Genomic DNA, 21,234 nt, shown 5'->3' with positions numbered 1-21,234 from the left:
TTCTGAGTGTAACCCTTTTCGAGAAAACGCCAATTTATCAAGCACTTTCAAATGTCATCTACACAAACCAGGAGGACCATCCCAGCAACCAGTTGAATCTATTCGATTAACGTTGGGACAGCAGTGATGGTTTTTATAATTTAATTAGTGTCCTGTTCTATCTTCTTCTCCACCTATAGCAGTGTTAGCAGACCAATCCTGACATAGTGTTCATGGCATGAAATTTTTAATGTGCGGGCCTTATATGCCTGCGTTTTTTTGATGTCAAGGGAATATCCTGCTTCTGTTATAATATTTCCCAATATTTATAATCGTATATGGCTTTGTGTCGAAAGCTCCGGCAACAATTATGAGCCGTGAGTTCGAAGAACCCTTTTGTTATTTGCAAGTATTTGACAAGTCAAAAGAAAAAGCAAATGTTACCGTAGCTGGAACGATCAGTTGGCAAAGGAGAGCACCCGCAATATCAACTACTGCTCCGAAGTCGGGGTTGCTATCACCTTCGGCAAAGAAATCATCCGCACCCAGGGCGGCTGTATCCACGCCACCCTCCTCTGGTCTCCCATGTTGTCACCGATAATGCTAAAGTGTACCAAAAATGGTAACGAAAAGTGTACCACCCGGAGTTTGAGTTGAAGTGGTATGATCCCCTGTGAAAGGGGGGTGATACCGATGATCTCCGCGGAAAAATTTATGAACATATTTGCGATGAAAAAGATTCAGGTGTCAATCAAGCAGGCCGATTACCAGACCGTCAGGAAATATTGGAATAAACTGAAAGAACGCTTAAAAAAAGAAGGCAGCGAGTCGGTGATAAAATGTCACCGACTGAAACTGAAAACGGTGGACGGGGAAAATTACCTTACCGATTTTGAAAGGGAGCCAGTTGGTGATCGGCGCAATGGAGCCATTAGGCAGGCGGCCGCATAAAGCTTTTTGTTAAACTCTTTTCCAAAATGATATGCATCTTAGAAAATGATTGACTAAGATGTACATGAAGTGTATGGTCATCGCATGGATATAACAACAGTTCTCCAACTGAATGAAGCTGCCCTGGCGCAAGGAAAGGCCCTTCAGCGCACAAGGTTTGTTTATCAGAGCATTCTTGAAGATACGGGCAAACATCAGATAGCTCTTGTCGGGCCTCGTGGTTCAGGGAAAACAGTAATTCTGAAGCAGCTTCTGGCTCATTTCCCCGATACCGCCTGCTATCTCTCGCTGGATTCTGTGGAGATTGACGGCCTCTTTCAGACCATTCAAAGCCTCAATGAGAAGTACAAATTCACTCTCTTCCTCGTTGATGAAATTCATCATGAGAAACAGTACGCACGGGATTTGAAAAAAGCATACGACTTCCTGAATTTGCGCATCGTTTTTTCCAGCTCTGTCGCGCTGTCGCTACAGGAAACCGCCTACGATCTATCGAGAAGGGTAAAACTGGTCGCCATCAACCCTTTCAGTTTCCGGGAGTACCTTTATTTCACCAAGGAACTTGCACTGCCCACACTTTCTATAGCTCAGCTTCTAGGGCGGCAATGGAATGCAGCCCATATTCGCCAGGAGATTCATTTCGATAACTTTATCAAAGGCGGGCTGTTCCCCTTTGCCCTTGAAGAGCCGGACATTTTACCGCTCCTGGGAAACACTCTGGACAAAATCATTACCAGTGACATTCCACTGATCGGCAGGCTTCTGACAGACGAAATCCCCATTTTGCACAGGCTGATGCGCTTTATCGGTTCTTCGCCGCCCGATGGCATCAATTATTCATCGCTCTCGAATAACTTGAAGATCACCAAATACAAGGCAGAACAGTATGTGCACCTTCTTGAACAGGCATTTGTGTTGAAATGCGTTCTGCCTGCCGGGACAAATGTCATGAAGGAGCCGAAGATCCTGATGCGCCTACCCTATCGGCTTCTGTTTCAATCCTATGAAACCGCAATCGGAGCTCTCAGGGAAGAATTTTTCGCTGAAATGATGATAGCCAAAGGCATTTCATTCAACTATCTGAAATCGACCAGGGGAGCCAAAACCCCTGATTATCTGGTGCAGGTTGATACTGAATCGTATGTCATCGAAATCGGCGGACCGGGCAAGGGGCGTGAGCAGTTCAAGGGATTCGAGGGCAAGAAAAATCTGATTCTTGCTCAAGGCAACGAAATCGCAGGAATCAAGCGACCTCTTTTCCTGATAGGTTTTTAATCTCATAATAATCGGGGACAGCCACACTATTAGGCGAGGCGCCTGATCTCCGAATCCAGGCGATTCATTACCGAATCGTGTCAGAAGGCGGCTCATAACTCGCTGCAGGTTCTCGGGGGGATTGGCTATATGAATGTCTTTCCGGTGGAGCGGATTTTTCGCGATATCCGGCTGGCGACGATCTGGACCGGCACAAGCGAGGCCATGTCGATGATTGTCGCCCACGAGGCAATTGCAAAACTCCCCATTCTTGTCATTCCCGCAACGATTCTGAGCGGGAATCTGGTTCTAACTGCTTGAAAAAACCATATTCCCGATAGAGACATTCGGGAATGACAAATGGTTTTGCAATTGGCTCCCACGAATGGTACTAAGGAAGCGGGAAAAAACCGGGAAAACCCCTAACAGGCGCGATTATGAGGCGGATGCCGCCGAGGCGTTCGCCGCGGACGAAAAAATCTACGAATAGCCTTCTTCCCCGGACGGCGACGATTTGAGCCCCTCGCTTATCCTGGCCTGATTTGTTGAAGGGCTCCTGCCTGCAGAAAGGCAGGGCAAAAACGCCCGCCCCCTCCGGCAACGCCCGTCGTCGCTCAAACCTTGACGTGCAGAATCGGCAGGCCCAAATGCTGGCGCCTGGTTTCGCCGTAAAACCGCGTTTGCTCCCTGACTGTCGGCGCCCCCCTTTTTCCAGCGCCCCGGGTCTCGATGGCATGGGTGCCGCCCAAATGCAGCGTATGTTTCCCGTATTTACTGCCGAGTTCATCGATGGCGGCATAAACGGCCCTGATCTTCTCCGCCTGGACGGGATCTTCAAAGAGGTCATACTGCCTGACCGTGTCGGGAACGAGATTCAGAAGCACAATCCCTGTGGCCCGGTAAAGCTCACCTTTCCTGAATGAATCCAGAAACGCCTCGTGCAGAAGAGCGGATAGATCCAGTGGCCGGCTGGACGGGCGGGTGAGCTTGATTTCGCAGGCAGCGCTCTCGAAGTTCTGCTTTTTCAGTATGGAAACGATCTTTTGCGGCGCCAGTTGGTAGCGGCGGGCCTTGATGCAGGCCGATTCCAGATTTCGCAGCAGATGGGCAAAGAGGTAGTCCGGGTCGCTGGTCGCGGGGGCAAAGGTCTTCATCTTGCTGATCGAGGCATAGGCGCTCTTTTCCTCCGTCGTGACGGGATAGACCGACTCTCCCCGAAGCTCCTGCCAGGTCTCGACGCCCGGCTTCGTGAATTTCTTCCTCACCACGGCCTCGGGCAACCGGACAAATTCCAGGGCCGTTTTGACCCCCAGCTTGCTCAGGTAACTTGTGGTCGCAGGCCCGATTCCCCAGACCTTCTCCACCGGCAGGTCTAGCAGATAAGCGGCAATCTCCCGGCCCGGGATAAGGGTCAGGCCGTTCGGCTTCCGGTGTTTGGAGGCCACCTTGGCCAGTACCTTGGTGATGCTCAACCCCACCGTGACGGTCAGCCCCAGTTCCCGATCGATCTCCTTCTTCATGTTGGCCGCAATCACTTCGTAAGAAGAGTGCAGTGCCCGCCGCATTCCCGTAATATCGGCAAAAGCCTCGTCAATGGAGTACTCTTCCACCTGATCGGTAAAGCGCCGCATGATGCTGAACATCCGCCGCGAGAACAGGCTGTAGGTCTCGTAATCGGAAGGCAGCACGATCAGGCCGGGGCAGATATTCCTCGCCTCGTGCAGCGGCACGCCCCGTTTGACGCCGATCTTTTTGGCGGCATAGCTGGCGCAGGCCACGATGCCCCGTTCGCCGCCCGTGATCAGCGGCTTCCCCTTGAGCTCCGGATGGATCGCCTCCTCGCAGGACGTAAAGAAGGCGTCGCCATCGATGTGGACAATGGCCCGGGGCCAGGAATGGAGGCAAAACAGGGTTTCGTTCATGACAAGAAGGCTACCTTTTATATTTGCGGATCACGGCGGTGACGATGCCGTTCATAGAATCGCCGCTGACCTTCAGCAAAAAAAATGATTCCGACCGTGCGATCAGATATCCCTCAATGGACAGGACATCGCAGAGGGCCTCATCCTCAGGCGAGGGGAACCCATCCTGCACCCCGCCCACCCGGGGAAGCCTTCGGCAATTCCCGGAAAATGCGATGCGGCTTTGCGCTCTTTCAATTGAATGATTCTCTTGCATGGCTGATATATATAGAACAGTCGTTCTATTGTCAAGGGGTGTCGTCATTTTTAAAATGCGGAACAAAATGTAAAGGAAGAGGGGTGCAGCGTTGCACGTTATTTGGACAATTATTTTTTGATTGGCCTGCATTTGAACGAGGATAGATTGAATTGATGGACTTTCCGTCCTGGCCGACTTCCTGATCGCCGTCCAACTTTTTCCAACGGGCGGTTAATGGAACAAAGAAATCTGATCTCAAGGTCCGCCTAACGAAAAAAATGAGTGGCGGCGGCCAAGGATTTTGCCGCGAAGCGCCACCGCCCGCTTCCCGCCGTCCTCTCAAGCGTCCGGTTCGGCGGGTTTTGTCGTTATTCTTAGAAGAAAATAAATCCCCTTTTCTCCCTTCAAGGATCAAGGGCTTCTATCCGTCAAAGAGCTGTGGGTGAGCTGGTCTGGCAAAAAAGGACAGTGACATAAGTGGTAAAGCTGCTCCATAATGGAGGCAAGGAGGAGCAGCAAATGAGCAAGAGACCAAGAAGGAATCACGCACCGGCATTTAAGGCAGAAGTGGCGCTGGAGGCACTAAAAGGCGAGCAGACGCTCGTTGAACTTTCGCAGCGCTACCAGGTTGGTCAATTTTCGGTTGACATTCCCACTTAAAAGCCGCATCGTGATTCTTTCGCATGTTCTCTGCCATCTTTACCCTCCTCATTCGGTCTGTGGCAACCTAACATGCACCTTATTACCCTGTCCAGTTTTCGGGGAGTGTTATACTTTACCTTTGCCCCCGAATGTTGTTTTTTTTCATTTGTCCGCCGACGAGCTCCTGTTTCATCCTCAACAGATCGGAGCTGGACTGGTTTGCATCGATCATCGCCATTGGCGCGCCATGAAAGCCCTGTTCTGCCATCAACTTCAGCGCCGCGTTAATAATTTCCCTGCGTTTGTCGGAAGTTTTCAGATTCATCTCCTCACGTATGAGTGAACGTTCATTTATTAAGATGTGCTGATACCCCGTTCAAAAATGCTTGTCAATGGTATTTTTCAATTCAGCTCAACTGGCCTGCAGATATTCCTCGAAGCCCATCGCCCGGTCAATTAACCCGTCGGGGGTAATCTCGACGATGCGGTTGGCGACGGTGGAGACCAGCTCGTAGTCGCGGGAAGCCATTAGGATTACCTCCGGAAAGGCAACGAGACTGTTGTTCAGGGCCGTGAGCGATTCCAGATCGAGGTGATTGGTGGGCTCGTCAAGAATCAGGGCATTGGCGCCGGTCAGCATCATCCGGGAGAGCATGCAGCGCACCTGTTCCCCGCCGGAAAGCACGCTGGTTTTCTTTAGCGCCTCTTCGCCGGAAAAGAGCATCCTCCCGAGGAAACCCCGGGCGAAGCTCTCTCCATCGCAAGGGGGAAACTGACAGAGCCAGTCCACCAGAGTCAGATTGCCCCGGAAATAGGCGCTGTTTTCCTTCGGAAAATAGGCTGGGGTAATCGTTGTTCCCCAGCGGAAACTTCCCCTGTCCGGGGTTATCTCCCCGGCGAGTATCTGGAAGAGGGTAGTCTTGGCCAGGCCATCGCCCCCGACAAAGGCGATCTTGTCCCCTTTGCGCAGGGTGAGGTTCAGGTTGTTTAACACGGAAACCCCCTGAACATCCTTGCCGAGCCCGGTGATCTCGAGGATGGTGTTTCCGCAGGGGCGCTCCGGTTTAAACTGGATAAACGGATACTTGCGCGAGGAAACCGGCAGATCTTCGATGGTCAGTTTTTCAAGGAGTTTTTTCCGGGAGGTGGCCTGCTTCGATTTGGAGGCGTTGGCGCTGAAGCGCTGGATAAAGGCCTTCAATTCATCCGCCTTTTCCGTGGCCTTGCGGTTTTCGTTTTGCTTCTGTTGGACGATCATCTGGCTTGCCTGGTACCAGAAGTCGTAATTGCCCGCATACACGCGGATTTTCCCGAAATCGATATCGGCAATGTGCGTGCAGATCTGGTTCAGAAAATGGCGGTCGTGGGAGACAACAATGACGGTGTTGCGGAAGCGGGAGAGAAAATCCTCCAACCAGGCGATGGAACTAAGGTCCAGGTGGTTTGTCGGTTCGTCGAGCAAAAGGACGTCCGGATTGCCGTAGAGGGCCCGGGCGAGCAGCACGCGCACCTTGTTGCCTCCGTCGAGTTCCGTCATTTTCCGGGAACAGAGCGCTTCGGGGATGCCCAGCCCGTTTAGCAGCACCGCCGCATCGGTTTCAGCTTCGTAACCGTTCATTTCGGCGAATTCCGCCTCCAATTCCGCGGCGACAACCCCGTCCGCCTCTGAAAAATCGGGCTTGGCGTAGATCGCCTCGCGCGCGGCCATCACTTCGTAGAGCCTTTTATGCCCCATGATGACTACGTCGATGACCGTTTCTTCATCAAAGGCAAACTGGTCCTGGCTGAGCACCGAGATCCTTTCCCGGGAACCGACGGATATCTCGCCCGTGTCCTGCTCCACGTCGCCGGCGAGAATCTTCAGAAAGGTGGATTTCCCCGAGCCGTTGGCGCCGATGACGCCGTAGCAGTTGCCCGGCGTGAACTTGATATTTACCTCTTTGAACAGCGTCTTTTTGCCGTAGGCAAGGGTGACATTGGATACGTTTATCATTTTTTCATTCCTCTTTGGTTGCTCCTGCTCAATTGCCCTAAATAAAAAACCACAGGGTCGAGCCCCGTGGTTTTAAGGTCGAGGACCTCATACAACAAAGCTGGCCTTAAGGCAACGGTTATTTTGCAAATTAATAACAAACTGAGGCAATTGCAAAACTCTCACATTCTGTCATTCCCGCAATGATTTTAAGCGGGAATCTGGTTCTAACTGCTTGAAAAACCGTATTCCCGATAGAAGCATTGTGTACATTAAGCTCCGCTTTCGGGAATGACAAATAGTTTTGCAATTGGCTCAAACTGAAAGATTCAAAGTGAGTTAGCCGATAGGGCTTGTTTTTCATTATCGATGGATGTATCAGTCTAAAAACGCATTTTTATTTGGTTGGGTCTGAGATGATAATGCTTCACTCTTTTTTGCCGGTTGCCGACGGCGCTGCCCAGGCGCTTGTGCTGGGAAGCATGCCGGGCCGGGCGTCCCTTGCCGCCGGCCAGTACTACGCCCACCCCCGCAACCATTTCTGGCCGATCATGGGGGAACTCTTCGGCGCTATTCCGGATCTTTCCTATCAAGAGCGGTTGAGCATTCTGAAATTCAACGGAATCGCCCTGTGGGATGTGCTTGCGTCCTGCACGCGGGAAAGCAGCCTTGACGCAGGCATCGCCAAAGATTCAGAAATTGTTAATGATTTTGAATTATTTTTTGCTCAATATCCTCAGATAACTGCGGTTTTCTTTAACGGCAGGAAGGCCGAGCTGACCTTTTTAAAGCGGGTCAAACCACTGTTGAAGTCCCGGGCGTTGGCCTGCCATCTGCTGCCTTCGACCAGCCCGGCCTATGCGGCAATTTCGTACGAGCGCAAGCTGGAAGCCTGGAGGATTCTGGCCCGGTCATGTTATTTCGCAACGTCTTACGGGATATGCCGTTCGGTAACAGCTCGATTAATTTCTGCTTAATCTTTAACCCATCCCCACCCCGGCCCTCCCCTTGAAGGTGAGGGAGTGCGTTGTGACCGCAGGGGGGAGGGAGCGCAAATGCTGCCGATGTTTCCGCCTTTCGGGGTGGGAGAGTGCGTCAAACACTTTTCGACTACCCACTACAAACAACTTGAAACCATAAACATTATTGATTCCGCTTACGGGGGCGGTTCGAGATCAGCGGTGCAGATGCGGGAGCATTGTTTTTTCGACAGACTTCCGCTGCGCCTCGAATTCCGCTTCATTTTCCGCCGGCGCCAGATGAATCATCTCATCGAACCGGATCGTCACCCGGGAGAAGGGCTTCGGGAGAAAAAAGCGGTCCCAACTGTTGAAATGCCAGGCCCGGTCGGCAAAGACGTAAAAGGGGACAATCACCGCGTCGGCGTATTGGGCGATGGCGATCAATCCGTTTTTGACGACTCCGGCCGGCCCCTGCGGTCCGTCAACGATGTGGGCGGCCAGGCCCGTTTCTTTAAGCTTATTGACAATTTCCTTCATCGCCTCCCGTCCGCCCCGGGAAGAGGAGCCGCGGACGGGCGTCCAGCCGCTGCGGAGGGCCACCCCGGCGATGATTTCCCCGTCCTTGCTTTTGGAGATCATCAAGCTCGGTTGCAGGGTGCGATAGTTCTGAAAATGACGGATGGCCCCGAAAAACTGTTGATGCCAGGCGCACAAAAGAACGCGCCCGCCCTGTTCGAGGTGTTTCTGCCACGGGGATTCGTTTTCAACCTTCAGCCGCAGCGTGCCCGAATAGAGGCGGATAAAATGGTATAAAAAACCGATAAAAGGCTGTGAAGTCAGAATGATGTCGATCTTCTTCGCCATTTCAGCCCTTTTTTCTCATTACATTGCCAAGCGCAGTCAAAGCCCTGTCGATTGCATCCCGGTCGATGCCGTAGTGGGTGACCATCCGGAAGCGAGAGGGGCCGGTGTGCAGCAGCCTGACGCCGTTTGCCGCCAGTTGAGCCATTAATTCCTCATCGGTGAAATTTTGAGCAAGAAGGTCGAGATAGACAATGTTGGTCTGTACCCGCGCCGGTTCCGCGGCCAGCCCCGGAATGTTCACGATTCCCTCTGCAAGAATGCGTGCATTTTCATGGTCTTCGGACAGACGAGCGACCATTGTTTCCAGGGCGACAATTCCGGCCGCGGCGATAATCCCCGCCTGGCGCATCCCGCCGCCCACCATTTTTCTGATCCGCCTTGCCCGTGCGATAAAATCCTTGCCGCCGCAGATAAGCGAGCCTACCGGTGCGGATAATCCCTTGGAAAGGCAGACATTGACCGAGTCAACCCCTTTCGTCAGTTCCCGGACATCTATGTCGAGGGCGCAGGCCGCATTGAAGATGCGCGAGCCATCAAGGTGAACATGAAGGCCGCGGCTGCGGGCCAGGGCGACAACGGAGGCCGTGTATTGCGGCGTCAAGGCGGCACCGTAGCAGCGGTTGTGGGTGTTTTCCAAGCAGATCAGGCGGGTATGGGGAAAATGGATGTTCTCGGCGCGGATGGCTTTTTCGATATCCTCGAGCCTGAGTGTTCCGTCGGGCTGATTGGGCAGGGTATGGGGAAAAACGCCGCCGAGCGCGGATATGCCGCCCGCCTCGTTCAGAAAAATATGAGAGATGTCGCCGAGGATGATCTCCTCGCCGCGGGCGCAGTGGGCAAGTACGGAGACCAGGTTTCCCATTGTACCGCTGGCGACCAAAAGGGCGTCTTCCATCCCGAGACGTTTGGCCGCCAGATCCTGAAGTTTGTTCACCGTTCGATCCTCGGTGAAAACATCGTCGCCCAGATCGGCATCAAAGATCGCCTTGCGCATTTCCGTTGTCGGCAGCGTTACCGTATCGCTCCTTAAATCAACATAATTCATAATCAAGACCTCTTGTTTAATAAAAACTCTATCCGGGCGGAGCTTTTTGAGATGCTGTTCAATGGGGCTGGCCATAACATTTACGTGCATTTTAAGCAATAATCAACTTCATAAAAATCTCTGGACTATCCAGAATAAGCCCATGCCGGCAAGAACCGTTGCTGCCAGCGATCTGGTTTTGACGGCGACAAAAAGGGTAGGAAGCGCCAGGAGAAACTCCGGGGTCAAGGCATCCAAATGCCTTGGTTCGCCGAGCGTCAGGATGGACGGGAGGATAAGCGCGCTGAGGATTGCTGCGGGAATGAAATCGAGCCACTCGATAAACCAGGGCGGCAGCTTGCGGCGAGACAAAAGATAAAGCGGCGCCCAGCGGGGGATATACGTGACGGCGCCCATGCAGAGGATGATTATCAATATCTCGATGTTCATGACTTTTCACGCGCCTTTTTTCTTCTCCGGAGTATCAGGCCGATAGTCGCCGCGAAAAATGAGGCAAGGATAACATGGTAATTGCCCGGAACGAAAAGCGCAATGGCGACGGCAAGGATTCCTGAAAGCAGGGCTATTAGAGCTTGCAGCGAATCCCTGACCTGAAATACCAAAAGACAGATGAACATGGCTGTCAGCGCATAGTCAAGCCCCAACGCGCCATCCGGCACAAAGCTGCCTAACATGCTGCCGACAATCGTGCTTGCCACCCAGGCCAGGTTGCTTATCTGATTGACAACAAGCGCTGTCTGCCAGTTCCAGTTGCCTTGACGAAAAAGGGCGGAGTTCACTGCAAAGCTCTCGTCGGTAACGCCATAGGCGAAAAGCGCCGTCCGGGGGCCGCTCAATCCGCGCAGATGGAGCGATAAAGCCGAGCTCATCAGCAGATGGCGAAGATTGACGACAAATGTGGTGAGAACGATCGGCAATAATCCGGCGCCGCTGCCGATCATCGCGGCAGCGATAAACTGGGAGCTGCCGGCGTAAACAAAAAGCGACATCAAGCCGACCTCCAGCGGCTGGAGGCCCGCCTTCCGGGCAATTACGCCAAAGGCCAATCCGACCGCAATATAGCCAAGGCAGACGGGCCAGGCGGCGGCGAATCCTTTTCTGAAAGTGCTGAGCGAAAAATTTTTATCTGAAGAACCAGAATTCATATTCCCTGACACTCTCCACGTAATCGAGGTTTTTTATAAGTAAATTCACCGGTTCGATCCCATACTGAAGGATGATCTTTTGTGCTTCGACGATTCGCCTGTGGGCCTTGGTGTCCACTATAACTGACTGAAATAAAGTACGCCGGGGCTGAAGAAAAGCAAGAATGCCAACTGCGTCGCCTGCATACGTTGAAGGGTCTTGCTGCCGCATGGAGTTTTTCATATAAAAGAGCCAATTGCAAAACTATTTGTCATTCCCGAAAGCGGAGCTTAATGTACACAATACTTCTATCGGGAATACGGTTTTTCAAGCAGTTAGAACCAGATTATGAACATTAAACTTCGTTTTCCCGCTTAAAATCATTGCGGGAATGACAGAATGTGAGAGTTTTGCAATTGCCTCAAAAGAATGAATCTTGTCAACCGATATCTCTCAACTTGATCAATGTTCAATGGACAATCAACGCCTCCTGAGGTATGATCCCCAGTCATAGAGGCTTTATCATTCGAAGGTCCAAGGATCAGTGAGAGGGATTAACAATGGATTTTAGCTATCTTTTTCAACCAAAAACCATGGCGGTAATCGGCGTTTCACTGCAGAACGACCAAAATCCGGCCAACGTGATTTTCCGAAAAAACCTGCTGCGCTATCCGGTAAAGGTCTATCCGGTCAATCCCCGAGGGGGAGTCCTGCAGGGGGAGGCGGTTTTCAAACAAATATCCGATATTCCTGAAAGAATTGATTTGGCTGTAATTGCCGCCCGCGCCGAACAGGTGCCCGAGATTCTTTCTCGGTGCATCGAGGCCAAGGTGGGTGGCGCCGTGATCATCTCGGGAGGGTTTTCCGAAATCGGTCGCCATGACCTCCAGGAACAACTCGCGGTTCTGGCAAAAAAAGCCGATTTCCCCTTTGTCGGCCCGAATTGCCTTGGCATTTACGCCCCGGCCATCGTGGATACTTTCTTTTTGCCGATCGAGCGCATGATCAGGCCGGAGCCTGGGAATGTGGCGGTGGTAAGTCAGAGCGGGGGCATCCTGGTGGACGTCATGCTCAAATTCAAGGAAGAGGGGATAGGACTCTCCCTCGGGGTAAGTATCGGGAATAAGGCGCTGATCAGGGAAATCGATCTGCTGCGGTATCTCGAAAATGACCCGGCAACGAAGGTTATCGCCTTTTATGTCGAAGGCTTTGCCGAGGGAGAGGGGCGGGACTTTGTCCTTGCTGCGGCCGCCTGCGAGAAGCCGGTTATTATGATCAAATCCGGAAAGAGCCCCGGCGGGAGCAGAGCGGTTTCGAGCCATACCGCCTCCCTTGCCGGCGATTATGAGGTATTTTCTCAGGTAATGGCGCAAATGGGCGTAGTGGAGGCGAAAAATGAACTGGAGCTAATCTCCTTTTGTGAAGCTCTAAGCTGTTATCAAACGCCCATTGACGGCAAGGTCGCGATTGTTACCTGCAGCGGCGGGCATGGCGCCATCACCGTCGATGTCTGCGCGGCCCAGGGCCTGCAAGTGCCGCAGCTCGCTCCCCGGGAGCAGGAACTGCTCAAGGAAGGGATCTCCGACAGCATCAAGAACATCGCTTCGCTTTCCAACCCCATTGATTTGACGGGCAGCGGCGTGGACGAAGACTTTATCGCCGTGGCCAGTCATCTAAGCGCCATGCCGGAAATTGACTGCGTCTTGATGCTGCTTCTTCCCTACACCCCCGGAATCACCTCCGATCTGGGGGCGAGGCTGAGTTCCATTTTTCAAAAGGCGGGGAAGGCGCTAATCGCCTATGTGCCGCATGTGGAAAAATATGAGATGATGATCGAGGGATTTGAGCTCAATGGAGTTCCGGTGGCTCACTCGATTGAAGCGGCGGTGCTGATGGCCGCGGCGTTGAAGAGGTGCAAACCATGCTGAAAAATGAAATCAGGGAGATACTGGAGAAGTCCAAGGGCAGTGGGTGGGTGTTGGAACCGGATGCAAAGAATATCCTGCGTCTTTCGGGGATCGACGTTCCCCGTTTTACGATGGCCGCAAGCTTCGCAGAAGCAACCCGCTTTTGCCGGGGAAAGGGATATCCGGTTGCTGCAAAAGTCGTTTCGCCCGACATCATGCATAAATCCGATGCGGGAGGGGTTGTGATCGGAATCAATAATGACGATTCGCTTTTTGCGGCCTTCGAGCGGTTCCGCACGATGAAGGGCTTTACCGGGATGCTGGTTGAAGAAATGGTCTCCGGTCTGGAAATGATGGCCGGCGCCAAGGTTGATAGCCAGTTCGGCCCGGTCATTCTTTTCGGGATGGGGGGTACGGAAGTGGAGCTCTACAAGGATACGGGTATCCGGATGGCTCCCCTGCAAAAAAACGACGTTAATTCAATGATTAAATGTCTTAAAGCTCATCCCTTGCTGGAAGGTTACCGGGGCGCCCCGCCGGTCAACCGGGAGGCATTGACCCGGACGCTAATCGCGTTTTCCGGGCTGGTTATGGAGATTCATGAATTTATTGAATCCATTGACCTGAATCCGCTCTTTTGTTCCCCGGAGCGCTGCGTAGTAGGGGATGCACGCTTCGTGCTGAAGTAAAAACCGGACAAGGCAAATGGGGCGGCGGGGGAATCTTTCATCAGATGAAACTCTCATGGCGGCAAGCCGTCACAAAGCAGGATCAAAATGGAGGGACGCGCTCCGTCGCGTCCGGATCGGTTGCTTATGCACGCATTTTATGAACATTAAACTTGATGAACTCGCAAAAAGTCAATTTTCCCCTCCCCTGGCGGGAGGGGATGAAGGGGAGGGGGAAAGAACAGACGGCAATACAGTAGCTTATCACCCCCACCCTAACCCTCCCCCATCAAGGGGGAGGAAAGTTGGGACTTTTTACGAGGGCGTCAAACTTCATTTTCAAGTGAGAGAAGTGAAACGCAATATTATTCTTTTGATATTTTGCCTGCTGGTGTCGTCCTGCGGCAGCCAGGAAAAGGCGCCTCTTGCGGGACCAACTGCTTCGCAAGCTCCGGCCTATGGCGACATTATCGTTGAAGGTTCGATCGGCGACGCCTCCAATCTCATCCCGTTGCTTGCTTCCGATTCAACCTCCCACGAAATTGCCGGTCTCATCTACAACGGCCTTGTCAAGTACGACAAGGATTTAAGGGTTGTCGGTGATTTGGCCGAATCATGGGAGATATCCCCCGACGGGCTCGTCATAACCTTTCACCTGCGCCGGAAGGTTCGCTGGCACGACGGCGCCCCTTTCACCGCAGCGGATGTGCTTTACACCTACCAGGTTACCATCGATCCCCGTACGCCAACCGCTTATGCAGGCGACTTTCTGAAGGTGAAGAAGGCAGAAGTTATTGATGATTTTACATTCAGGGCGACGTACGACAAACCGTTTGCCCCCGCCTTGATGAGTTGGTCGATCGGCATCATGCCGCAGCATCTCCTGGACGGAAAAGATATCACCCGTTCCTCGCTCGGCCGCCACCCGGTCGGCACAGGGGGTTACAAATTCAAGGAGTGGGTCGGCGGCCAGAAAATCGTGCTTGTTGCCAATCGGGACTATTTCGAAGGCCGGCCCTATATCGACGGCTATATCCTGCGGATTATCCCGGATTCGGCAACGATGTTTCTGGAATTGCGGGCGGGCGGCATTGACCGGATGGGGCTGACCCCGCTTCAGTACAAAAGGCAGACGGAAAACAATCTTTTCAAAAAAAACTATCAAAAATATCTGTATCTTTCCAATTCATACACCTATCTGGGATACAACTTGAAAAACCCCCTTTTTGCCGACAAACGGGTTCGCCAGGCGCTTGCCTATGCGATAAACCGGCAGGAGATAATCGACGGTATTCTGCTGGGACTGGGTAAAATTGCCACCGGGCCGTTTAAGCCGGGGACCTGGGTATATAACCCGAAGGTGCGCGATTATCCGTACGATCCGCAAAAGGCGAAGGCGCTTCTGGCCGAGGCCGGTTGGCAGGATCGTAACGGCGACGGCATCCTGGATAAAGAGGGACGTCCTTTCGAGTTTGAAATAATTACGAACCAGGGAAACGAGGTGCGGGCCAAGACCGCAGAAATTATTCAGCAGCGTCTGGCCGAGGTCGGCATCAAGGCCAAGTTGAGGGTTATCGAGTGGGCCGCTTTTGTGAATGATTTCATCAACAAAAGGAAGTTTGACGCGACACTCCTCGGCTGGACGATTCCCCTGGATCCGGACATCTACGACGTCTGGCACTCCAGCAAGACGGGGCCGGAGGAACTGAATTTTATCTCGTACAAAAATCCCGAGGTTGATTCGCTAATCGAAAAGGCAAGGAGCACCTTCGACCAGCCCCTCCGAAAACGCTATTATGACAGAATCCAGGAGCTCCTCGCCGACGAACAGCCATACCTTTTCCTCTATGTGCCCGACGCCCTGCCGATCGTCAGCGCCCGCTTCCGCGGCATCGAAGTCGCCCCGCTCGGGATCGGCCACAATTTCATCAAATGGTACGCGCCGAAAACGGAACAGAAATTTGTCATGAAGGAGTAGTGAGATATTTGAATAAGTTGCTGTCTGTGATAAAGCATCCTCCGGCATAACCTGAATCGACTTCTGGAACTTGGCAGCATTACTCTACCGGAGGTTATGCAGTCTTTTGTAAATGCTATAAACCTTCAAAGCGTTCCGACACGCTATCCCGAAGATTTCACGCGACTTTCAAAGGAGCTCAACAGTAAAATAGCCTCAGAATATTTAAGACAGACAAAGAGGATCATCCTATGGTTAAAGAAAAATACACCGTATCTGAAATCAAAAAAATCATAAATAGCCTTGCAGAAATATTAATCGCAAATCGCATAGCGGTGGAGAAAATAATCCTTTACGGTTCATATGCGAAAGGAACTCCGCGGGCTCATTCCGACATTGATCTTGCCATCATATCCCCAGATTTTAAAGGTAAGAAGATGTTTGAGATACAAGCTACACTTGCCCGTTTGCTGGCTCAATACCTATCGGCCGCAGAAATGGTTGGATATTCTTCTGACGAGTTTCGGTCTGCATCCCCTGAGACCTTCATCGGTGAAATTAAACGAACTGGCAAGGTTCTCTATGCAGCTTGATATTCAATTCTTTTTTGAACCCTGCCTACTGATAATCCGTCAACGCAGTGCGTGACTTTTTTGGAGGGCACGTTGCCCTTGACCCTTGTTCAAACGAATACTCGATTGTGCATGCGAGGAGCTATGCATACGACCAGGAAGGGCGAATTGAATTTATGAAAATCTACCGTGGCTTGTGTGATGCTTGGGAGAGAAGACGGCAGCGGCCAACCGAGGAAGACGGAGATGGACAAAAGCGGTAATTCCCCCGAAAGTTTCTTTGATGTTTTTAGGGCCGTTTCCTATGATCAGTTCAAGGTAAAAATAGAAAGCGTCCGCAGGCAAAGAGGCGACCTGCGCCTTGCAAAAAAACAACGGGAGCAGGCGGTCCACGATGCTCAGGCGAAGGCTTCCAGTATCCGCAGTCCGGGAAAAAGAGAGTGGCTTTCGCGAGCGGCATCCGTATATGATGTCAATTTTATCGTCATGGCCAAGCCCGACTTCTGGCATTGGCTGGAAAAGGTCCACGCTTGTTCCCACCTCCATCTGGACCTGAAACCGGAAAGCCACGCTGTCGAACCCTTCTACAACTGCCGGTGGTGCGGCGCCACGGTGGCCTGCGCCTGCCGTTACCCGGACGGTCGACCGCTCACCGGCGCCTCCCATCACTGGGCGAGACGTGAAGCGACCAATAATGAACTCTTCCGACCAATCTTCGTTCGACCCGGCATCTGCTACCGATGCCGAGGAGATGAATCGCTGGCGGCAGCCTATCAACACGGGAAAGACCGCATCGAGCGGCTTTTGTGGCGGGAACTGCTTCAGGAAGAGATTGAGTTGCAGTGCGGCATGCAGCAACCGGATTACGAGTCCCTGGATCAGATCATCCGCGCGAGCTCCTGGAATGGGGGCCAGTGGAAATTCGCGTCCACCATACTTACCCAAGATGAAAGCGGCGTTATCCTACAGGTGCTTGAACGCGCCTTGCGCATCAAGAGGATATTGCGCAAAGCCGGAAGGCAGGAGACCATCAAAAGCACACTCATCGATTTCGTGAAGGCCTATTCCCACTTATGCAACAGCTTTAGCCCTCATGACATCGGCGACAACCTTTACGCCCTGGAAGACGATCTGGTCGATGACGGCGGGTTTCTTCGTGATTATGCCGATATGCCGTATACGCTGCATCTGCCTACCAGCCACGGGAATCCCGTCATGTGGCGGTCCTACGACCTGGAAAGGCATCCCGAAAAGGTGACGGCACTGCCCTATCCCTTTCAACTGGCGCTTCTCGCGCAATTCGTCGAGGAGGGCCCGCTGCCCATTCTGAGCGACACCCGGCGCATGGCGAAAGAGCGGCTGGTCCCCCTACTGGATGGATACAGCGCTGAATGCGATTTAGATTGGGCGATGAAGGGTGTACAGCACGCCGACACGGGTCTGTTTCTCAAGATGATCACTCAAGCATGGGAAAAAGACCGCACCGTTGTGGAAAAACGACGGGATGAAATCCGGCAAAATCTGGTAGAACATCGGATGCTTTGGGCCGTCTGGGAATATGACCGGTACGCTTCCGGAAATTACTCGGGCTTCGAAAACAGTGTTAAGAAGAACGCGGACCTCGGAAAATGGCTGCTTTCTGCAAGCGGCCCGCCCGACGTGAACACTCTCTTGAAGAGAGGAGAAGTCGTCACCAACGTCGTCGGCATGAAATACATACCCTGGGACGCCTATCTCGATCTTGACCGGTATATCGGCAAGGGCGGGTTCCATCTGCTCAGAGAGACAGACAACCAAGCCGACCCCAAGGCCATTACGGTATATTTGGAGGGATTCGGCAGAACAGGATATATCAAGCGCTCCCTCGCCGCCTTACTCGCACCGGCGATGGATCACGGGATGGAGATAGAGGCGGAGCTCTTTGCCCGGCATTATCCTTATTATGACCATGATATGACTCTGTACCTGCGTCTGAAACAGGCAGCGGCTCCGTTGAAGCCTCCCGACAGGTCGAAAAAGTATCGCAAACGTCCCCAGAAGAAACCGGAATTAGTTGTTGTCAGGAAGGAAACCGAACAAGAAAAGGCATTGAGCAAAGCCAAGCACAGTCTCGACGAGGCCCAGCACTGGTTGGAAGAGGATATTGGACATGAACGGATACCGGACAGTCTGCACACGGCAGTCATGTACGCCATGGAGTCGTGGTTCTTCGGCCAAGGAATTAAACCGGACATGGGCAATGGCTGGCACTCAATGAAAGCGCAGTTCATAAAACAGGCTCCGCATCAGCTCCGCTTCAGGGTTGAAAGCGCCTTGCGCAAGTCCGCTTCCCTCCAAGGGCATGTTGGCGGCGTCCTTGTCCGCTATGCCTTACAGGGCAACCCAAAGGCGGGAAGCCGACGATGGCGCTGGGAAGTTGCCGTCGTCATCAAGCAGATCGGTACGTTGATCCGGTTGACGGAAGAAACCATCTCCTGATTTTCTGTTCGATTTCGTTTCCTTTTATGCTTTCAGCTTACCCAAATTATAGTTATATTGTCGGGAATATTACAAGTCGTTGCCGCTAAATCCTCCCCTAGTCAAAACTTACCGGTTATCATAAACGGGTAATTTTATGTAGGCCTGTTTTGGTTGAATATCTGCCGATATTGTAAGCTTTTTGTCCTTCCGCAACCATGGCAATTGAAGCAGATTGCGGCAGCGGTTCGTTATGGCCGATGATTCCTATTAGTTCAGCAGTTAGTCTGGATGCGTCTTTCGTTTCGCATTCCCATACAATCGCCACGTTCCACCCTTGTCGCCGCAACTCTTTTACAGTTTCTCCGTCGCTTTTAATGGTGCGTGCAAACTTGGGAAGCCAATATTCCTGATGAGTGGCCGGCGTTGTTGCGCGATTGCACCCCGGATGTCGGTGCCAGAAGCACCCATGCACAAAGATCACGGTATTATGTTTGGGAAGGACGATGTCCGGTTTGCCCGGCAGATCGCTACGGTGGAGGCGAAACCGGAATCCAAGTTTTTGGAGGAGCGCGCGCACCCTCTTTTCAGGCGTTGTGTCTGCTGACCGTACACGGCGCATTATATCGCTTCGTTTTTCCGGGGAAAACGTGTCCACCGCGCTACCCCATTGCGATCTTTAAACTGGGGTCGGTTTCGCACTGATCGATTATGCGGTTGTAGGATTCAACGAGCCCGCGGACGGTCATGCTCCTTTTTGTCTGTTGGAAGGCGCTCCATTCATATACATTGGTGGCGACAAATTGTTCTATTTCCAGAATGTCAATCCGATCGGCGATATTCGCATTTTTCGCCAGCGCGACAGCGCCTCCGACACCGCTCTGTGTGGTTATAATCAGTGGTCTGAGGCTTTGCCCCAGATTGTCCCGGCATTTACGAATCAGCGCTTCGGTCGGAGCTGTCGTTACATGAATCGCCGTGTCGCCAATGAGAAAATCACCTTTTCTTCCTGATGGTGCATCGGCAACAGAGAATCCTTCGTGGGCGACATCGACATCCGGCAAAGCTGTCGAGATTTTCGCCCCCACCAGGTGCTGCATGACTGCGCCGGCGACCATAGTGCCCGGGCATGCCCGCTGTCTTGCAAATGCTGCTTCAAGCAAATCGGAAACGATGCTTCTGATCGATTTCGAAGAATCAACCTTAAGACTGAACGGCCTGAAGCTGAAAAATTCTCTTTTAAGTTCAAATGGATGCGAGCTAAAATATTCTCCTACGCGGTCGATCCACCAATTTTCTATGGCGCTAAAATCGAGAATGTTTTTTTGTGCGAGTTCATTTAAAAAATCTATGTAAACTCGCATTTTTTGAATACTTCCTTGACTTGTTCTTCCACCTTCCTCAGCAAGAACGTGTGCAATGCCGTGATCTGCAAGAATCGCCTGAACAGCGCTTTTACCAAGACCGGCAACCTGACCTTTCTGTAGAGTTAAAAAATGCTCTGCGGTTAAAGGGAATTTTTTGTTACTTGCGTTGCGCGTCAGAAAAAGGACGAGGGCAAATTTCCCTTTGCTATTGATCATATATCGCGCTGAAAACCCCTTGAGAGACAACTCTAATTGAGTCATGACAAAGTCTCCTTATCCCCTTGCTGGAATGGCATTCAGCTTTTTTATTCTCTACAAGGATCGACATCTTAAAAATATTTGTTCAGGTTTATCCCTGTATCCATAACGAGCTTTGAAAACTTGAACCCGTCAATGAGCGAAATGCATGGTTTGACGACATGTTCCGATTCCTGAATCGCCGCTTTAGTGAAGTGGCTTGTTGTTACGAAGACGCCTTTTGCAGTGGTCTGTAATGCACCTCGAAAATTATTAATCTCAACACTGCCTACAGAATGACGCCAGCGTTTTACTTGAAATTGAACATGAGTTTTCGAAAAGAAGTAATTCGAATCTAAGACATATGCATCAACATCGATTCCTCCATCCTGCGATGGGGGAGTTACAGTAACGTTTGTAAAACCATTGGATTCGACAACATCTCTTACAAGCGATTCAAACCGGTATGGATTAATTTGCAGAAGTTGAGACCTAATTTCTTCTGTCTTATAGCTAGTCTTTTCGAAAAATTCGGCCGGTGTTTCAAAAACGACAACTTCTCTCTCTTCCTTGTCAAAATCACGTATTCGCCTTGAATCTTCAAATATTGCAGCTATCAGAGTTTTTGCCTGTTGAATGGGCACCACGCTTATTTCATTATGAATATAAAATTCAAATACCCAAACTTTTCTCAAAATATTCTTCTTGTCTATCTGATATTCCTGATAATGCCGAAGCAACTCAAGTAATCCAAGAAAAATATATGTTTGTTTCCCTTCATTTGAGAAACCATAAAAGGGAATTGCTGCAGAGTATTGTTCAATAATCCTCCTATTCCGGCCAGTGATTTCTTGGTCCCCAATTCTTCCTTGGGCTGTATAAATCAGAACATTATTCTCAATTCTGTCATGATAAGGATTTTCTGACAGATTTTTCTGGTACTGTTCGGTTGTGGTTAAGATAACCAAATGGTTAAGATGCTTTCCTGCGTCAACAGAGGGTCGAATCCCGCCCAAATTTTCTACATTTAAGGCAAAGCGAATCTGGTCGTTTGTATATTTTTCACCAACATTAAATTCTATGGTCATAAATTTTCTCTCATGAATATGAGTTAT

The 21,234-nt window shown here is 51.5% G+C and carries 23 protein-coding genes; 10 read left to right on the top strand and 13 right to left on the bottom strand.

Annotation, left to right across the window (positions count from 1 at the left end):
- Positions 1-378: 378 nt before the first annotated feature.
- Positions 379-543: a hypothetical protein gene (locus K0B01_08025; protein ID MBW6486075.1), complete on the bottom strand. Its 165-nt coding sequence runs from the start codon at positions 541-543 to the stop codon at positions 379-381.
- Between the two features lie 165 nt (positions 544-708).
- Between K0B01_08025 and K0B01_08020 the strand changes: the two genes are divergently transcribed.
- The 3 genes from K0B01_08020 to K0B01_08010 all read left to right on the top strand — a co-directional run bounded on the left by K0B01_08020 (position 709) and on the right by K0B01_08010 (position 2,505).
- Positions 709-930, top strand: a complete 222-nt coding sequence (locus K0B01_08020; protein ID MBW6486074.1) for a hypothetical protein — start codon at positions 709-711, stop codon at positions 928-930.
- Between the two features lie 84 nt (positions 931-1,014).
- Positions 1,015-2,205, top strand: a complete 1,191-nt coding sequence (locus K0B01_08015; GenBank protein MBW6486073.1) for an AAA family ATPase — start codon at positions 1,015-1,017, stop codon at positions 2,203-2,205.
- Positions 2,206-2,247: 42 nt separating this feature from the next.
- The gene (locus K0B01_08010; protein ID MBW6486072.1) at positions 2,248-2,505 is read left to right on the top strand and encodes a hypothetical protein; all 258 of its coding nucleotides are present in this window, start codon (positions 2,248-2,250) and stop codon (positions 2,503-2,505) included.
- Positions 2,506-2,798: 293 nt separating this feature from the next.
- On the opposite strand, the gene K0B01_08005 is transcribed toward K0B01_08010, so the two are convergent.
- The 3 genes from K0B01_08005 to K0B01_07995 all read right to left on the bottom strand — a co-directional run bounded on the left by K0B01_08005 (position 2,799) and on the right by K0B01_07995 (position 4,759).
- Positions 2,799-4,106 (bottom strand): DNA polymerase IV, encoded by a 1,308-nt coding sequence (locus tag K0B01_08005; GenBank protein MBW6486071.1) that lies wholly within the window; start codon positions 4,104-4,106, stop codon positions 2,799-2,801.
- A gap of 10 nt (positions 4,107-4,116) precedes the next feature.
- Positions 4,117-4,278 carry a S24 family peptidase gene (locus K0B01_08000; protein ID MBW6486070.1) on the bottom strand — a complete coding sequence of 54 codons (162 nt, stop codon included), beginning with the start codon at positions 4,276-4,278 and terminating at the stop codon, positions 4,117-4,119.
- Between the two features lie 115 nt (positions 4,279-4,393).
- Complete coding sequence (locus K0B01_07995; protein ID MBW6486069.1) at positions 4,394-4,759, bottom strand: hypothetical protein; 366 nt, start codon at positions 4,757-4,759, stop codon at positions 4,394-4,396.
- A 104-nt stretch (positions 4,760-4,863) separates the two neighbouring features.
- Here K0B01_07995 and K0B01_07990 point away from each other — a divergent pair, with 104 nt between their 5' ends.
- Positions 4,864-5,004 carry a hypothetical protein gene (locus tag K0B01_07990; GenBank protein MBW6486068.1) on the top strand — a complete coding sequence of 47 codons (141 nt, stop codon included), beginning with the start codon at positions 4,864-4,866 and terminating at the stop codon, positions 5,002-5,004.
- 115 nt (positions 5,005-5,119) lie between these two features.
- On the opposite strand, the gene K0B01_07985 is transcribed toward K0B01_07990, so the two are convergent.
- Together K0B01_07985 and K0B01_07980 are read right to left on the bottom strand one after the other, a co-directional pair.
- Positions 5,120-5,311, bottom strand: a complete 192-nt coding sequence (locus tag K0B01_07985) for a hypothetical protein (protein MBW6486067.1) — start codon at positions 5,309-5,311, stop codon at positions 5,120-5,122.
- 87 nt (positions 5,312-5,398) lie between these two features.
- Positions 5,399-6,979, bottom strand: coding sequence for an ATP-binding cassette domain-containing protein (locus K0B01_07980; GenBank protein ID MBW6486066.1), 1,581 nt, complete (start codon positions 6,977-6,979; stop codon positions 5,399-5,401).
- A 401-nt stretch (positions 6,980-7,380) separates the two neighbouring features.
- Between K0B01_07980 and K0B01_07975 the strand changes: the two genes are divergently transcribed.
- A complete protein-coding gene (locus K0B01_07975; protein MBW6486065.1) occupies positions 7,381-7,935 on the top strand; it encodes a DNA-deoxyinosine glycosylase in 555 nt (184 codons plus the stop codon).
- Between the two features lie 198 nt (positions 7,936-8,133).
- Here K0B01_07975 and K0B01_07970 read toward each other — a convergent pair whose 3' ends face one another.
- The 4 genes from K0B01_07970 to K0B01_07955 all read right to left on the bottom strand — a co-directional run bounded on the left by K0B01_07970 (position 8,134) and on the right by K0B01_07955 (position 10,974).
- Complete coding sequence (locus K0B01_07970; protein ID MBW6486064.1) at positions 8,134-8,784, bottom strand: lysophospholipid acyltransferase family protein; 651 nt, start codon at positions 8,782-8,784, stop codon at positions 8,134-8,136.
- A gap of 1 nt (position 8,785) precedes the next feature.
- Entirely contained in the window at positions 8,786-9,829 is a 1,044-nt protein-coding gene (gene ltaE / locus K0B01_07965; GenBank protein ID MBW6486063.1) for a low-specificity L-threonine aldolase, read from the bottom strand.
- A 108-nt stretch (positions 9,830-9,937) separates the two neighbouring features.
- Positions 9,938-10,258, bottom strand: coding sequence for an AzlD domain-containing protein (locus K0B01_07960; GenBank protein MBW6486062.1), 321 nt, complete (start codon positions 10,256-10,258; stop codon positions 9,938-9,940).
- Complete coding sequence (locus K0B01_07955; protein MBW6486061.1) at positions 10,255-10,974, bottom strand: AzlC family ABC transporter permease; 720 nt, start codon at positions 10,972-10,974, stop codon at positions 10,255-10,257. The genes K0B01_07960 and K0B01_07955 overlap by 4 nt, the downstream gene beginning before the upstream one ends.
- 540 nt (positions 10,975-11,514) lie before the next feature.
- Between K0B01_07955 and K0B01_07950 the strand changes: the two genes are divergently transcribed.
- From K0B01_07950 to K0B01_07930, 5 genes are all read left to right on the top strand, one after another.
- Positions 11,515-12,882, top strand: coding sequence for a CoA-binding protein (locus K0B01_07950; protein ID MBW6486060.1), 1,368 nt, complete (start codon positions 11,515-11,517; stop codon positions 12,880-12,882).
- Positions 12,876-13,550: an acetate--CoA ligase family protein gene (locus tag K0B01_07945; GenBank protein ID MBW6486059.1), complete on the top strand. Its 675-nt coding sequence runs from the start codon at positions 12,876-12,878 to the stop codon at positions 13,548-13,550. Before K0B01_07950 ends, K0B01_07945 begins: the two co-directional genes overlap by 7 nt.
- A 322-nt stretch (positions 13,551-13,872) precedes the next feature.
- Positions 13,873-15,507, top strand: coding sequence for a peptide-binding protein (locus K0B01_07940; protein MBW6486058.1), 1,635 nt, complete (start codon positions 13,873-13,875; stop codon positions 15,505-15,507).
- Positions 15,508-15,737: 230 nt separating this feature from the next.
- Positions 15,738-16,079, top strand: coding sequence for a nucleotidyltransferase domain-containing protein (locus K0B01_07935; protein MBW6486057.1), 342 nt, complete (start codon positions 15,738-15,740; stop codon positions 16,077-16,079).
- Between the two features lie 225 nt (positions 16,080-16,304).
- Positions 16,305-18,536, top strand: a complete 2,232-nt coding sequence (locus K0B01_07930; protein ID MBW6486056.1) for an HIRAN domain-containing protein — start codon at positions 16,305-16,307, stop codon at positions 18,534-18,536.
- A gap of 118 nt (positions 18,537-18,654) precedes the next feature.
- On the opposite strand, the gene vsr is transcribed toward K0B01_07930, so the two are convergent.
- From vsr to K0B01_07915, 3 genes are all read right to left on the bottom strand, one after another.
- Complete coding sequence (gene vsr, locus K0B01_07925; protein MBW6486055.1) at positions 18,655-19,173, bottom strand: DNA mismatch endonuclease Vsr; 519 nt, start codon at positions 19,171-19,173, stop codon at positions 18,655-18,657.
- Between the two features lie 4 nt (positions 19,174-19,177).
- Positions 19,178-20,143: a DUF4928 family protein gene (locus K0B01_07920; protein ID MBW6486054.1), complete on the bottom strand. Its 966-nt coding sequence runs from the start codon at positions 20,141-20,143 to the stop codon at positions 19,178-19,180.
- A 68-nt stretch (positions 20,144-20,211) separates the two neighbouring features.
- A complete protein-coding gene (locus K0B01_07915) occupies positions 20,212-21,207 on the bottom strand; it encodes a restriction endonuclease (GenBank protein MBW6486053.1) in 996 nt (331 codons plus the stop codon).
- Between the last annotated feature and the right edge of the window lie 27 nt (positions 21,208-21,234).

The sequence above is a fragment of the Syntrophobacterales bacterium genome, assembly GCA_019429105.1.
Taxonomy (GTDB): Bacteria; Desulfobacterota; Syntrophia; order Syntrophales; family UBA5619; genus DYTH01.
The sequence above is the reverse complement of the archived record's forward strand: the minus strand, read 5'-3'. Positions and strand labels throughout refer to the sequence as shown.

Bases quoted from the DNA above. Each gene is read 5' to 3' on its own strand.
- K0B01_08020 (MBW6486074.1), top strand. From the start codon at position 709: ATGAAAAAGATTCAGGTGTCAATCAAGCAGGCCGATTACCAGACCGTC.
- K0B01_08015 (MBW6486073.1), top strand. From the start codon at position 1,015: ATGGATATAACAACAGTTCTCCAACTGAATGAAGCTGCCCTGGCGCAA.
- K0B01_08005 (MBW6486071.1), bottom strand. From the start codon at position 4,106: ATGAACGAAACCCTGTTTTGCCTCCATTCCTGGCCCCGGGCCATTGTC.
- K0B01_07990 (MBW6486068.1), top strand. From the start codon at position 4,864: ATGAGCAAGAGACCAAGAAGGAATCACGCACCGGCATTTAAGGCAGAA.
- K0B01_07985 (MBW6486067.1), bottom strand. From the start codon at position 5,311: ATGAATCTGAAAACTTCCGACAAACGCAGGGAAATTATTAACGCGGCG.
- K0B01_07980 (MBW6486066.1), bottom strand. From the start codon at position 6,979: ATGATAAACGTATCCAATGTCACCCTTGCCTACGGCAAAAAGACGCTG.
- K0B01_07975 (MBW6486065.1), top strand. From the start codon at position 7,381: ATGCTTCACTCTTTTTTGCCGGTTGCCGACGGCGCTGCCCAGGCGCTT.
- K0B01_07970 (MBW6486064.1), bottom strand. From the start codon at position 8,784: ATGGCGAAGAAGATCGACATCATTCTGACTTCACAGCCTTTTATCGGT.
- ltaE (MBW6486063.1), bottom strand. From the start codon at position 9,829: ATGAATTATGTTGATTTAAGGAGCGATACGGTAACGCTGCCGACAACG.
- K0B01_07960 (MBW6486062.1), bottom strand. From the start codon at position 10,258: ATGAACATCGAGATATTGATAATCATCCTCTGCATGGGCGCCGTCACG.
- K0B01_07955 (MBW6486061.1), bottom strand. From the start codon at position 10,974: ATGAATTCTGGTTCTTCAGATAAAAATTTTTCGCTCAGCACTTTCAGA.
- K0B01_07950 (MBW6486060.1), top strand. From the start codon at position 11,515: ATGGATTTTAGCTATCTTTTTCAACCAAAAACCATGGCGGTAATCGGC.
- K0B01_07945 (MBW6486059.1), top strand. From the start codon at position 12,876: ATGCTGAAAAATGAAATCAGGGAGATACTGGAGAAGTCCAAGGGCAGT.
- K0B01_07935 (MBW6486057.1), top strand. From the start codon at position 15,738: ATGGTTAAAGAAAAATACACCGTATCTGAAATCAAAAAAATCATAAAT.
- K0B01_07930 (MBW6486056.1), top strand. From the start codon at position 16,305: ATGGACAAAAGCGGTAATTCCCCCGAAAGTTTCTTTGATGTTTTTAGG.
- K0B01_07920 (MBW6486054.1), bottom strand. From the start codon at position 20,143: ATGACTCAATTAGAGTTGTCTCTCAAGGGGTTTTCAGCGCGATATATG.
- K0B01_07915 (MBW6486053.1), bottom strand. From the start codon at position 21,207: ATGACCATAGAATTTAATGTTGGTGAAAAATATACAAACGACCAGATT.